The organism is Metabacillus litoralis (genome assembly GCF_020524045.1).
Classification (GTDB): Bacteria; Bacillota; Bacilli; order Bacillales; family Bacillaceae; genus Metabacillus; species Metabacillus litoralis_C.
Genome location: NZ_JAIVKL010000010.1, coordinates 1 through 13,938, shown reverse-complemented (window position 1 = coordinate 13,938; position 13,938 = coordinate 1). Strand labels below are relative to the sequence as shown.

The following is a 13,938-nucleotide window of genomic DNA, read 5'->3' as shown; positions in this document are numbered from 1 at the left end:
CTAAACAAGACCCTAGTTTGAAAGGAAGTAGATGACATGCGAATATTGCATACAGCAGATTGGCACCTTGGAAGATCTCTAGAGGGCCGTAGTCGTTTGGCAGAGCAAGCTCAATTTATTGATGAACTTGTTAAAATAGTAGAAGAAGAAAAAGTTGATGCAATCTTAATGGCTGGTGATGCGTTTGATACGGTGAATCCACCTGCTGCAGCTGAACAATTATTTTATGAAGGTCTTTCACGGTTATCTGATCATGGAAAACGACCTATTGTTGTGATTGCTGGAAATCATGATAATCCAGATCGCCTTTCAGCAGCATCTCCTCTAGCTGGTAATCATTCAATCCACTTAATTGGTTATCCCATAATTGATACGATAAAGGTAGATATCCCAAGACTAGGACAGCAAATGAAGGTAGCTGCACTTGCATATCCTTCAGAAGCAAGACTTGAACAAGTATTATCAGAAGAGCATGATGAAATTTTATTAAGAAACAAATATGATGAAAAAATCCGTGAGCTTTTTGCGATGATGAGTAAACAATTCAACTCTGACACTGTAAATATTGCGATGAGTCATATTCATGTAGCAGGTGGTAGTTCAACAGATTCAGAGAGACCTATTGAAGTTGGTGGGGCATATACAGTTGCAGCAACAAGTATGCCTGAAGCTGCACAATATGTAGCATTAGGTCATTTACATCGACCACAAAATATTAACCGTGCGAAAACACTAACACGATATTCTGGATCACCTCTTGCTTATAGCTTCTCAGAAATAGGATATGCAAAGTCAGTGACAATTATCGATGCGGAGCCAAATAAGCCTGTGGAAATGAAAGAGATACCGTTATCATCTGGAAGACCTCTTGTGAAATGGAAAGCGACACAAGGAATAAGTCAAGTTCATCATTGGCTTGATGAAGGAAGAGATTCTTCCGCATGGATTGACTTAGAAATTCATTTAACATCAACACTTTCAATTGAAGAAATTCATCGCTTACGTAAGTGGCATTCAGGGTTTATTCACATTCGACCTGTTTTTCAAAAAGAGTTAGAGGTAGCTGCTACACGACAAGCTAATTTACCTATTGATCAATTATTCTCGCAATTTTATGAAAAGCAAACAGGTGGAGCAAAGCCTGAGGATGAGCTAGTGAAATTATTTTTAGAGCTTATCCAACAAGATGAAGAGTCAGAGGAAGGTGATGAGGTATGAAGCCAATCCAGTTAACTGTATCTGGTTTGCATAGCTTTAGAGAAAAGCAAACAATCAATTTTGACTCTCTTTGTGATGGTGGGATTTTTGGAATATTTGGACCGACTGGAAGTGGAAAGTCATCAATTTTAGATGCGATGACTCTTGCTTTATATGGAAAAGTGGAGCGAGCAATGAATAATACTCATGGCATTTTAAATCATGCAGAAGACCAGCTGACCGTTTCCTTTTCTTTTGAACTCGAAAATGCTTCAGCGAAGAAAAGATATGTTGTTGAACGTGTGTTCAAAAGAACAGACGATATACGCGTGAAAACTGCGATATGTAGGTTAATTGAAGCTGGAGAAGAGCATGTTGTTTTAGCAGATAAAGCAGTTGACGTTAATGAAAAAGTGTACGGACTTCTTGGGTTAACAATTGATGATTTTACACGTGCTGTTGTACTTCCACAAGGTAAATTTGCTGAGTTTCTTTCATTAAAAGGTGCGGAAAGAAGACAAATGCTTCAAAGGTTATTTCATTTAGAGCAATACGGTGATCAGTTGATGAAAAAATTAAAGAAGCGAGTAACAGCAACAAGAATTTCTCGTAATGAGCTTGAAGCAGAGAAAACGGGTCTGGGAAATGCGTCTTCTGAAGCAGTAAAGGAAGCAAAGCAACAATTAAAAGATGCCGAAGTGTTATTACAAAAACGCAATAAAGAATTCGAGAGTGTAACGAAGGAATTCGAAGATAAAAAAGTGTTATGGGATCTTCAACAGCAAAAGGTAGAGTTTGAGAAGGAAAAAGTGAATTTAATAAAACAAGAAGGTAGAATTGAAGATTTACAACAACAACTAAAAAGGGCAGATGAAGCAGAAACATTACGACCTTATGCTGAAGCACTACAAGACCTTAGAAAAGAAAAACAAGAAGCTGAAGTTAATCTTGAAATAGTAAAGAAAAGATATAGTGAAATCAAGCAGCAATATGATCAAATAAGCCAAGATTATGACAAGATACGGAAAGAAAAAGCTGAACAAGAGCCAAAATTAGTAGCAAAACGTGAGAAACTTGTTTCATTGCAAAAAGTGGAAATTGATTTACAAAACGATCAAAAGCATCTAGAAGAGCTTCAAAATAAAAATATAAAATTGCAAAAACAACGTGAAGAGAGTGAATCATTATTAAAGAAGGCACAGCAGTTAGTTGAAAAAGCAGTAAGTAAGCAGTTGTTGTTACAAGAAGAACAAAAAACAAAGCTTGTCACAGCAAAAGAACGTGAACAATTACGTGCTGCAATGGAAGCGAAGCAAAATGTACTTCAAAGCAAGCAACAACATAATGAAACAGCAGAATTTTTAAATACGAAAATAAAAACATTAGATAACGAAAAACATAAAAAACAGCTTATTGAGGCTGAACGAATAAAAAGACAAAAGCAGCTGCAAGATGAATACACTAGATTAAATAATCTTTACTATCATGTAGCAGAATATGAAAAACAGTATAAGCAATATGTAGCTTTTGCAAAAAATCAACAAGAAAAAGCTGTAGAACAAGAAGAAGCTGAAAAAAGTAAAAAACTTGCTTTTGAACTAGTGAAGCAGCTAGAGGAAGGTACACCATGTCCAGTATGTGGATCATGCGAGCATCCAAGCCCAATCCATATTGAAGAACAAACGCAGAAATCTGAAAAAGTAACAGCTGCAGAACTTAAACAGCAACTAGAACAACTACAAAGCATTAATGCAGAAACACAAACAATACAACTAAAGGCAGAAAGCCTATCACAGCAACTTGTATCTGACTTTTCTTTTTTAGAGAACATACAACAACAAGAGGAAATTCATGTGGAAGAACTTGTGTCAAAAGAACAGGATTTCTCAATTATTCAGATCTACCAGATTTTCAAGTCTGAATTTAAAGCAATGACTCAAGACTTTCTTGAAATTAAGGCAGCTGCTGAAAAAGTCGTAAAACAGCTACGTGAGCTAAAAGAGGAAGAATTTAGAATCAGTAATTTTATATCTACTGCTAGCGTTGATGTTAACGAGTGGACTGTTAAACAAAAACAAAATAAACAAAAATATGAACAATACAAAACGTACTATGAAGATCATTTCTCTTCTATTCCAATTGATGATCTTGAACAATACCAAAAGGAAATGACTAAAAAAGATGAAGAATATGAGCAATTAAGTGAACGAATTCAAAAAAGCTTTACTTTTATTGAAGAACAACAAGCAATGGTTAAAGCGCAAGAAAAATCAGGACAACAACTTTCAGAAGAGCAAATTGGGTTAAAAACAACAATTGATAATCGAGAGATGTTAATAAACGAAAAGCAAGAAAAACTGAAAGAGTTTATATCGGATAATGCTGATTTCTCAATATCTTCACTAATTGAGTCTACAGAAGCAAACCTTAAAGACTTAACAGATCGTGAAAATAATCTTTATCAAGAAATGCAGGAGAAAACAAATATGCTACATCTTGTTCAAAGTGAACTTGCTACAAATGAAAAAACACTTGAAGTAGCAACTAGTAAGACTTTAGAAGCTGAACAAAAGTGGACAAAGTTCTGTGACAACACATCTTTTCATACGATTGAAGAAACACTAACCTCTCTTTTAACAGAAAATAAAAGGCAACAGATGAAGGCTGAGATTGAATTCTATCTGGATAAAATGAAGCAGCTTAACACAGACTTAAACCGTATAATAGAAAAGCTGTCTAATAAAGAGGTAACATTAGAACAATGGAATACAATTCAACAAGTGAAGTTTGAAGCTAAAACAATGGTTGAGGAAGCTGTTGCAAATAAAGGTGCTGCCACTAACGCATTACAAGAGTTATTAGACAAACACGAACGCTTCACTGCGATTGAAACAGCCCAAAAAGAACTAGATGATCTACTGCAAAAATTAGAAAAATTAACGAGTGTTTTTAAAGGAAATAGCTTTGTGGAATATGTAGCAGAAGAGCAACTGCAACAAGTGAGTAGAGATGCTTCTGAAAGACTAAGTTTATTAACAAGAGGAAGATATGCAATAGAAGTTGATTCACAAGGTGGATTTATTATGAGAGATGATGCAAATGGTGGTGTTAGAAGACCTGTTTCTTCTTTATCAGGTGGAGAAACATTCTTAACATCTCTTGCGTTAGCATTGTCACTTTCAACACAAATTCAGCTTCGTGGCGAATATCCACTTCAATTCTTCTTCTTAGATGAAGGCTTTGGAACATTGGATGTTGAACTGTTGGATACAGTCATTACTGCTCTTGAAAAGCTTCAGGCACAAAATCTTTCTGTAGGAATCATTAGTCATGTTCAAGAATTACGAGCAAGATTACCAAGAAAGTTAATTGTTGAACCAGCAGAGCCATCAGGAAAAGGATCATCCGTATATTTAGAATCTTTGTAATGGAATGGTTTCTCCAATTAGAAGGTACTATATTATAAACTAGAGGATTGTCACAATGTCAAAAAAACAAATCGGTAGATGTGAGCTTTGTGGAAGAGAAAATGTTGAAACAACCATTCATCACCTAACACCAAAAGAGATGGGTGGGGCATTTTTGCCAACTGCTAAACTATGTATTCCTTGCCATAAACAAGTTCATGCTTTATATATGAATGATGAACTAGCTGCACGACTATCTACAATTGATGAGTTAAAAAGGGATGAGAAACTTAAAAGCTTTGTGAAATGGATTCGCAAACAACCCTCAAGTAAATTAGTCCAAATAAGAAAATCTAATGAACGACGACAAAGAGGTCGGTAGGAATTATCTTTTGGTATTTGTATTCAACTTCAAGATGTTTTTGTAGTAAATGTTGTCTTCGATGATATTAAGGTGTAGCAAGATTGATCGGATTTGTACTAACTAAAACGAAAACAAGGGAAGAAGCTCACGTAGCTTCTTCCCTTGTTATTGTTTTAATTATTGGCAACCATGTTTTGATCTGTTACATCAGGATCAATCATATTTGTTGCACTAAGACCGTTGTTAATAATATGGAAATCTCCTGTACTTCCGCCACCAGAGCCTGAGGCACTTTTAGACTGACTTTTCGGAGATAAATAAAAGGTATCCCCAAAATTAACGACGCCTCCACCTACACTGTTAATTTTAATTGGACCTACAATAGCTGGCATAAAAAACATCCTTTTTATTTCTCTAGTACTTTACTTTATGCGAAAGATTTTCTGATTGTTCGTATTTTTAACGAAAATAGACAAACCGTCATCTTTATTACTCTTTCAGTTGTCGAGTGTTTTTAACACGAGTTTCACAGATAATGTCCTTTGTTGAACCAATTTGAAAAACAGAGGAACTTGATATAGCAATTATATTTACATTAGAAACACTTATTTTCGGATTTATATGAAAAAAATTAGTCGTAACATTTTCATAAAATTGTGGTTGTGGAATTTCCTCTTCATAGATAGGATATTCTGATAAATCTCCTTCATCACCTGAATAACGTTCTTCTTCTCGTTGAATCGCTAAAACTCGTGAAGATGGGGTAATTCTCTGTGAATCCCCAATATTAAATACAGAAGAGATACCTATTGAATTAACATATGCTGAAGTTACTTGTGAGAATCGACTGATCATTGAGGCGCCAACGGTACTAAAGGACCAATGATTAATGATTCTGGTGGTGTATCAAATACTGAAGAAAGGGAAATTGTATTGGTATCTCCAATTAAAAAAACGGATGAACTAGAAACACCCGTTACATCTATTGCTCCTACCTGGATATCTTTATTTACAACAGTAAAATTCATTTAATATCACCCTTATAGAACATCCTTATTTTGTATCTTTAGGAAAGTGTTGGAGAAAGTGTTGAATCGAATTTTCTACATCTTGTTTTACTTTAGACAGGATTTCTTGTTTTTTCTTTAACAACGAATCTTGTTCTGCTAGTGGTTGACTATTAATGTAATATTGGATCCGACTATCTATTTGTTTTCTTATGTCTTCGATAATATGTTTACGATGTGGATCATCTAAACTTAAACCAAATTGCTTTTCTGCTTGTTGGATATACCCAACACAATCTTTATTTAAAAATTGATTAACGTCTTGGCTACACTGCTTCAAAAGCTGATCTCGAAGCTGTTGTTGAACACCATTCACGTTTAACCCTTTTTGCTGAACATCAAAATGATCAATTTGTTCCGGATCTGTTGGATTTAATCCGATATTCAACGTACCATCTAGCTGCTCCACCTTTAATTGATCAAACTTATATTCAATTCGTTCAATATTTGTGACGGGTTGACTTTTAATACGATCAACATCTGCACGTAGTTCCTGTATGATATCAGTTAACTGCTGGATTTTTTTATCTTGTTGTTGAACATAATGATGAAGCTGCTGGATATACTGCATTGTGTCGGTATTATAGTACATATCTTCACCCACCTTTATTCCTCGCTCAAAATAACTTTGATTTATTGTATGCAAGACGTATCAGATGGGTGAATGCCCAGTAACATTATGCTGTAGGAGTAGAAAGAGGTACCAAAGGACCCTCTGCCTCTTCAGGAACTACACCAGTAGGCTGCTCTGTTTCAATTTGTGGTGCAGCTTGAACAAAGCCACCTGAATTATATAAATTTGAAAGAGGTTTGATCATCCCGGCACTCCCAATTTGTAAAACGGAAGAGTTAGTTACAGATCCAACTCTTAAATAATTAATACAAATGGATTGATTAATATAGAAATTCATTGAAATCACTCCCTTGTTGTTTCTAGAAAGGGCTTATAAGTAAACTTCAAGGCAAAAATGACAAAGAGTTAGGTTATAAGTTACCTGCCATAGGCTGATCAATAACATCATTATCATAGGTATTTGTTACAGAGTTTTGATTGTAGATATTAAGACCATTTCCAGTGTTAAAAGATCCTGCACCAGCAAACGTTTTAACTTCGCTATAAGGAGAAATTGTAATAACATCTCCAACATGAACAATGCTGCTTGTTCCTACAGCATTAACCTTAAAAGCACCGACAATAGCTGGCATGTAAAACATCCTTTTTGTGTATATATTTAATGCTTTTATTATATTTTATGATTCAAACGGAAAATTGTGTGTTAAACGCTGAAAAGTTGGAGTGGTTTATTGAAGTTATGTAGAAATAGCTGAATGAACAGTAACACTTTAATAAAATGAATAAAAGTCTAAGAGGCTACTTACCTTATATCTAGCTGTTTCGTTTTTTTCTCTGTATTGATTTTTTTAATTTGTTGAAGAAGAAGAACATCTAATTCTTGACTACATCGAATCGTTTCTACTGAGGTAAGACCATATCTTTTTGCCATTGTTAATAATGTTTTTCTTTTTAGTTCAATTTCATTAACAATCATCTTCATCCTTCTCTCGTTATTTAAATTATATGCCCCTTAATATTGTCAGGGGTATCAACTCTCTTTCCGAGTAGCTCTAATAATCAAACTCCTTACATATACCTAATTTAGGTGTTTTGCATTCATCGCGTCTTAGTGATTTAGACGTTAGTAAAGTAGGCTGATAGAAATGATTTATGTAAACAAACTTATTATACAATGTAATTTCAACAAAAACTTACATTCGCTAAAATAACTGATTTAATAACAAATTTCTACAAAAAATGTAGGCATTACCTTCTGTCATTTAAGAGGAAAAACAGTTTTTTTGTGCAGTTTTTCTATAACAATGTAAAATGATAGGTAACTATAAAGGAAATGGTAATGATATGATAATTGAGAGGTTAAGAAAATGATGATTGACGCACACATTCACCTTGATCAATATCCAGATGAGTTATTAGAAAAATACATACATGATTGGCAGGAGAATGGGATAGAGAGTGTAGTAGCTGTAGCAACAAACCTAAGCTCAAGCTACCATACTCTAAAATTGAAACAAAAATATCCTACATTTATTCGGGCCGCTATAGGGCATCATCCTGAATTTCCACCACCATCATCCACGGAATTACAGGAGTTACTTCACTTAATAAAAAGGGAAAAAGATTTATTATCAGGTATAGGTGAGATTGGATTACCAACTTATAATAAAAATGTATTATATAAACATGATCATGAAGAAGTATTCGAGGAATTATTGGAGCAGTTCCTACAGGTCGCAAAAGCTGAGAACTTACCAATTGCCATTCATGCTGTACATGAAGAATCAGAGAAGGCACTTGCATCTCTGAAGAAACATGAGATAAAAAGGGCCCATTTTCATTGGTTGAAATCATCAAAGAAGGCGGTAAGTGAAATAGTGAAATGTGGATATTATATTTCTGTTACACCTGAAGTTTGTTACCGAGAACGCGATCAGCAATTAGCTAAAATAGTTCCAGTCCACCAGCTATTAATTGAAACAGATGCTCCTTGGCAGTTTAATGAAAAGTTTAAGGAACGGGAAACGACTCCTCTTTTTTTAAAGGAAATCGTCATTAGCTTATCGAATATACTTTCAATCCCGGAAAAAGAATTAACTAAAAATGTAACAACAAATACAAAGAATCTATACAGTCTTTAAGATTAAGCTCTTTTAGAAGAAGTTATCTTATACAAAATCAACCTTAAGTAAAGGTAGATGTGAAATGTTGAACAGCTATTTATTGGAATTGATGTGCTAGTTTTTGCAGGAAACGTGTTAAAAGAAGAAAGGAAGAAAATAATAGAAAAATAAAGGAGGAAGATATGATGAAGTTTGTATCAGCAACTATCCATAATGAGCCATTTATTGGGCTGTTATATGAAGATAAAGTGATTGATTTACACAAAGCCGAAAAAGATATTTTTGAAATAATTTCCTTTCCTACAACACTGTTTGAGTGTGTTGCTTTAGGAGATAAATTCATCCAGGACGTCCAACAAATCGTTGATAAAATTAATGTGGATGGCTCTGAAGGTTATCTCTATCCATTGCAAGATATTAAACTGAATGCACCTATTGCTAAACCATCTAAAAACATCTTCTGTGTTGGGAAAAACTATCGAGAACATGCGATTGAAATGGGGGGTGTGGAAGACATCCCAAAACATGTGATGTTGTTTTCTAAGGCACCTACAACAGTGATTGGACATGAAGAGGAGATTGATCCACATTTACATATTACAAGTGAGCTTGATTATGAAGGAGAGCTGGCTATAGTAATAGGTAAGAAAGGGAAAAAGATAAACGAAGAAGAAGCAATGGAGTACGTATTTGGATATACAATTATTAATGATGTAACAGCAAGAAACTTACAATCAAAGCACAAGCAATTTCTACTTGGCAAAAGCTTAGATACCTCTTGTCCAATGGGACCATTTCTTGTTCATAAATCGGCAATTAAAAATCCATATAATCTTTCTATAAAAACAAAGGTTAATGATCAATTAAGACAAAACGGAAACACAAAGGATATGATCTTTACGATCGAACATATTATTTCGACGATTTCACAAGGAACAACATTAGAGCCTGGAGATATCATTGCAACAGGTACTCCTTCAGGCGTTGGAAAGGGCTTTAATCCTCCAAAGTTCTTAAAACCTGGAGATATAGTGGAGATTGAAATTGAGGAAATTGGTTTATTGAAAAATAAAATTATGAGTTAACAAAAAGGGGCTGAGATATTCAGCTCCTTTTTGCATAATAATATAAATTTCTATAGTTTGTCGTGGCTTCTGGGTCTAGCTCTTTTAGGGTGACACTTTTCTGAACGATTGTTGCTGTGTAACCAAAATTCGGAGTGAAAACAGTGTTTTTTCACTATAAGGGTTCTATTTTATGAAGAAAAGATTCCGCTAGACTTAATACAGTGCTGATTGCTTTGGGAGACTAATAAAAGCTACAAAGTTTGCGAAATCAGATCTGAGGTTTGAATTGAAATCTGTTCAACGCACAAAGACAGGAGTCATAATAATCATGTTAAACATCTAAATTCACTGAATATTCTTTACGGATATAAAGGGATGTGGTAGTTTTGTAAGTGGTGGGAAATGGAAAAAATGTAAATTATCTAAAGTTTTTCTTTTAGGCTTTGTTTAACTTTGTTGTTGATTTCCGTTAAAGACATTCGCTTTTTTGAGGAAGAATAATGAAAAAGTCCAACTACGGCTTTTTGCTGCGCGTCTTGGGCTCCTTTCGACACGCTTTTAGGCAGGAGTCTCATATATTCAACGCCAATCAACAAAGTGCTAGAAATAAACCTTAAGCTTTAACACAAAGCCTTCTTTATTCATCATAGATGTCACACACACAGGTATTATACTTATGAATTTCAACCACTATACTGAATTTAATTCATTCACCAACTCTAAAAAACATCTAAGAAATTCTTATAGTCTTCTAGATAACACTTCTATATACAAGTCACACCCACAACTATTTCTGATATCAAGTTTAAGAAAACAGTTCATTCCATAACAATCGATCTAGCTCCATTAAAAAACTATAAATCGGAGGAAAAGTTATTTATGAGTATGATTATATGTGAAAAAGTAAATAAACAATATGATAATCATCATGTTGTTATTGATTTGGATTTAATCATAAATAAAGGTGAGGTTTTTGGCTTATTAGGTCCTAATGGTGCAGGTAAAACTACTTCAATTTCGATGATGACATCACAAATAGTACCATCTAATGGGACAATCAAAATTAATGACTTGGATGTAAAAGAGAGCGGAAAAGAAGTAAAGAAAATTGTTGGAATTGTTCCTCAAGATATTGCTCTATATCCAATGTTAAATGCTTTTGATAATTTGAAATTTTTCGGAGAGCTTTATGGAATAAAAGGAAAAATGTTAAAAGAACGAGTAGAGGAGTTGCTTCATTTAGTAGGCTTAGCAGATCGAGCCAAGGAGCCGATAAAAAACTATTCTGGTGGAATGAAAAGAAGAATCAATATTGCTGCTGCTTTATTACATCAACCTTTAGTTGTATTTATGGACGAACCAACAGTTGGGATTGATCCACAATCACGGAACCAAATATATGAATTAATTAAACTACTTAAAAGCCAAGGAATCACGATCATATACACAACACATTATATGGAAGAGGCGACAGCATTATGTGATCGGGTAGCGATAGTAGATAACGGAAAAATGATTGCATTAGGAACTGTCAATGAACTAGTTTCACAAGTATATGGTGGAGTTGTCGAGTTATCAGGGGAAGATGAAGAAGAGGTTGTTCAAGTGAGAGATCTTTTTCAAAAGAAATCCTTTGTCAAAAACATACGATTAGCTGAAAATAAACTGGATATCTTGGTAGAAGACATAAACAAAAATGTTGCCGAATTACTAGAGATCTTAAATGAAAATGATAGCCAAATTAAGGTGATAAACATGATGCACCCTTCACTAGAAACCTTATTTTTATATAAAACAGGTAAAAAACTGAGAGATTAGTAACTTTATAGATAAAGGAGATTTTTCTACTATGCAATGGTGGGCAATCGCGAAAAAAGATTTAAGAATTATGTTGAAGGACCCTGGGGCAATTGTCGTGTTGTTTATGCTACCTTTAATGCTGATTACCATTATGAGTTTTGCTTTAATGCCTGTATTTCAGGGCGGAGGGGATGAAGCAATAGCTATACCAATCGTTGATCAAGATAAAACAGAAGAATCATTAAAATTTGTTAAATTACTAAAAAATACAGAAGGAATTAAGTTAGAAACATCAAATGATGAGAAAGATTTCACTCAAGAACAGGTTAGAAACATGGTGGAAGATGGAAAGTACCCATTAGCTTTAATCATTCCTGAAGAATTTGGAAGTAAGATTCAAACTGGAGATCAAATCGAATTAGTCACCTTTGAAGATCCTGCTCAAGCAAATATGACCTCAATTATAGGAAGAGCATTAGAAGGTGTTGCTCAAGGATTTGAGGTTGAATATATAGTTAGTCGAATGGTTGAAAATCAAGTATCAAACATAAAACAAAATGTAAATAAGGAAATTCAAAAAGTAGAAAATGAATATATGAAGCAAATCACGATTCTTAGTAATCAACTTAACACTGTTACAAACAATCAATCTCAGCCTGTTTCTTCACAAGTGAAAAATGAGGAAGACAATGAACCAGATCTCACTGAAATGAAAGAAGAGTTGGTAGACACTGCAAAGCTCTCTCTAAATAACCCTAGTGTTACGATTGGAAATTACTCTGCTTCAGAAGGTGATGTGGTTGATCGTCCAGATGCCTTTCAACAAAATGTACCAGGATATACGGTTATGTATGCATTTTTTATTATAATGTATGCAGGACGCTCATTTTTAAATGAAAGAAATGATGGTACTTTTAGAAGAGTATTATCTGCACCTGTAGATCATTGGCAGTTATTTATTGGAAAGATGATTCCTAACTATTTTATCGGTATTATACAGGTTGTTGTACTGTTTGCTTTTGGTCACTTTGTATTTGATATGTCTTTAGGTTCTTCATTTACAGGATTGCTTTTCGTTACACTAACACTTGTTTGGGCAAGTTCTTGCTTAGGAATGTTAATTGCTGCAATTTTTAAAACTGACTCTCAAATATCTGGATGGTCGGTATTACTTGCTTTAACCTTAGCTGCATTAGGTGGAACGATGGTTCCGTTATTCATTATGCCTGACATGATGCAAAAAATTGCCTTAATCACACCTCATGCATGGGCACTAACTGGATATCAAGATATCTTAGTAAGAGGCTTAGGTTTCAGTGATGTGATAGTTAATTGCCTTGTTTTGTTCGGCTTTGGTTTCGTTTTCCTTTTCATTTCATTATGGAAAATGAATTACGATAAATAATGTGTCATTGTTAAGTTAGATAAGTGCCAATTTCAAAAAGAAATTGACACTTATTTTTTAATTTTGAGCTATTTTGAGAAAAGGCTCGAGTATCAGTATTAGGATCTTATTTGTTTTGCTTATCAGCTTTGCAGTTTATTTATTAAATCGGGTGCAGTCGTAAACAGAACGGATTGTTTTGAAAAGGGGTTTCAATTTATGGTATATAGCTATGAGGAATTTCTTAAAGATTTAAGTATGGGGAGAGAGTTTCATTTTATTTATCATTCTCAGACAGAAGACTCCCTCTTCAATCGCGTGAAGAGCTTTAGCTCAGTGATAAGAGGGAGATGAATGGCGGTTAGCGATAGCCAAAACACCCACTGTCATGGTATAATTAGAACATACGTTCCTGGTGAGTGAGGTGAAATCATGTTAGTTAAAAAGGCGTTTAAGTTTCGTATCTTCCCTAACCAAAAACAAATTGAGCTAATCAATAAGACGATTGGGTGTTCCAGATTCGTGTTCAATTTCTTCCTTGCTAAACAAAAGCAAAAGGACGCTTATTGGTACATCGTAGAGGGAATGAAACAAAACGGACAATTACCTTCTAACAACTGGAAAGGTGAGTTTTTCAATAAATACAACTCGGTAAAAGCTGTTCGACAGTTGAAAAAACATTATCCTTTTTTAAAAGAAGTGGATAGCATCTCCCTCCAAAAGTCCGTTGAGAACCTGGCTGATTCTTACCAAAGATATTATAAGAAACAAAATAAAGCGCCTAAATTTAAAAGTAAAAAGAATAAGGTACAATCCTATATCACGAAGCAAACCAGTGGAAATATCGCAGTTCTAGATAAACATATCAAGTTACCTAAACTTGGTCTTGTTCGGTTTGCCAAAAGTCGTGAAGTTGATGGGCGAATTATCAATGCTACAATCCGACGTAATCCCA

15 protein-coding genes are annotated in these 13,938 nt (G+C 34.4%); 8 read left to right on the top strand and 7 right to left on the bottom strand.

Annotated elements, in window-relative coordinates; all coding sequences use genetic code 11:
* The first annotated feature begins 36 nt into the window (after positions 1 to 36).
* Genes LC076_RS15515 through LC076_RS15505 form a run of 3 tightly spaced genes read left to right on the top strand, consistent with a single transcriptional unit; the run spans position 37 to position 4,986 of the window.
* Positions 37 to 1,218 (top strand): exonuclease SbcCD subunit D, encoded by a 1,182-nt coding sequence (locus tag LC076_RS15515; protein WP_226670018.1) that lies wholly within the window; start codon positions 37 to 39, stop codon positions 1,216 to 1,218.
* On the top strand, positions 1,215 to 4,625 hold the full coding sequence (locus LC076_RS15510) for an SbcC/MukB-like Walker B domain-containing protein (protein WP_226670017.1): 3,411 nt from the start codon (positions 1,215 to 1,217) through the stop codon (positions 4,623 to 4,625). Before LC076_RS15515 ends, LC076_RS15510 begins: the two co-directional genes overlap by 4 nt.
* A gap of 55 nt (positions 4,626 to 4,680) precedes the next feature.
* Positions 4,681 to 4,986: an HNH endonuclease gene (locus LC076_RS15505; RefSeq protein WP_226670016.1), complete on the top strand. Its 306-nt coding sequence runs from the start codon at positions 4,681 to 4,683 to the stop codon at positions 4,984 to 4,986.
* 155 nt (positions 4,987 to 5,141) lie between these two features.
* Here the strand turns inward: LC076_RS15505 and LC076_RS15500 are convergent, their stop codons facing one another.
* From LC076_RS15500 to LC076_RS15470, 7 genes are all read right to left on the bottom strand, one after another.
* Positions 5,142 to 5,360: a spore germination protein gene (locus LC076_RS15500; protein ID WP_226670015.1), complete on the bottom strand. Its 219-nt coding sequence runs from the start codon at positions 5,358 to 5,360 to the stop codon at positions 5,142 to 5,144.
* Positions 5,361 to 5,457: 97 nt separating this feature from the next.
* A complete protein-coding gene (locus tag LC076_RS15495) occupies positions 5,458 to 5,823 on the bottom strand; it encodes a spore germination protein GerPE (protein WP_226670014.1) in 366 nt (121 codons plus the stop codon).
* The gene (locus tag LC076_RS15490; protein ID WP_226670013.1) at positions 5,820 to 5,996 is read right to left on the bottom strand and encodes a spore gernimation protein GerPD; all 177 of its coding nucleotides are present in this window, start codon (positions 5,994 to 5,996) and stop codon (positions 5,820 to 5,822) included. The genes LC076_RS15495 and LC076_RS15490 overlap by 4 nt, the downstream gene beginning before the upstream one ends.
* Positions 5,997 to 6,021: 25 nt before the next feature.
* Positions 6,022 to 6,627: a spore germination protein GerPC gene (gene gerPC / locus LC076_RS15485; RefSeq protein ID WP_226670012.1), complete on the bottom strand. Its 606-nt coding sequence runs from the start codon at positions 6,625 to 6,627 to the stop codon at positions 6,022 to 6,024.
* A gap of 85 nt (positions 6,628 to 6,712) precedes the next feature.
* A complete protein-coding gene (locus LC076_RS15480; protein WP_226670011.1) occupies positions 6,713 to 6,946 on the bottom strand; it encodes a spore germination protein GerPB in 234 nt (77 codons plus the stop codon).
* A 73-nt stretch (positions 6,947 to 7,019) separates the two neighbouring features.
* Positions 7,020 to 7,241, bottom strand: coding sequence for a spore germination protein (locus LC076_RS15475; RefSeq protein WP_226670010.1), 222 nt, complete (start codon positions 7,239 to 7,241; stop codon positions 7,020 to 7,022).
* A 170-nt stretch (positions 7,242 to 7,411) separates the two neighbouring features.
* Entirely contained in the window at positions 7,412 to 7,585 is a 174-nt protein-coding gene (locus LC076_RS15470; protein ID WP_264191575.1) for an aspartyl-phosphate phosphatase Spo0E family protein, read from the bottom strand.
* 391 nt (positions 7,586 to 7,976) lie between these two features.
* Here LC076_RS15470 and LC076_RS15465 point away from each other — a divergent pair, with 391 nt between their 5' ends.
* From LC076_RS15465 to LC076_RS15445, 5 genes are all read left to right on the top strand, one after another.
* On the top strand, positions 7,977 to 8,750 hold the full coding sequence (locus LC076_RS15465) for a TatD family hydrolase (RefSeq protein ID WP_226670009.1): 774 nt from the start codon (positions 7,977 to 7,979) through the stop codon (positions 8,748 to 8,750).
* Between the two features lie 167 nt (positions 8,751 to 8,917).
* On the top strand, positions 8,918 to 9,817 hold the full coding sequence (locus LC076_RS15460; protein WP_226670008.1) for a fumarylacetoacetate hydrolase family protein: 900 nt from the start codon (positions 8,918 to 8,920) through the stop codon (positions 9,815 to 9,817).
* An 861-nt stretch (positions 9,818 to 10,678) separates the two neighbouring features.
* Positions 10,679 to 11,617, top strand: coding sequence for an ABC transporter ATP-binding protein (locus tag LC076_RS15455; RefSeq protein WP_226670007.1), 939 nt, complete (start codon positions 10,679 to 10,681; stop codon positions 11,615 to 11,617).
* Between the two features lie 31 nt (positions 11,618 to 11,648).
* Positions 11,649 to 13,004, top strand: coding sequence for an ABC transporter permease (locus LC076_RS15450; RefSeq protein ID WP_226670006.1), 1,356 nt, complete (start codon positions 11,649 to 11,651; stop codon positions 13,002 to 13,004).
* A gap of 411 nt (positions 13,005 to 13,415) precedes the next feature.
* Positions 13,416 to 13,938 (top strand): helix-turn-helix domain-containing protein (locus LC076_RS15445; protein WP_226670005.1); only part of this gene is annotated, 523 nt, incomplete at its 3' end.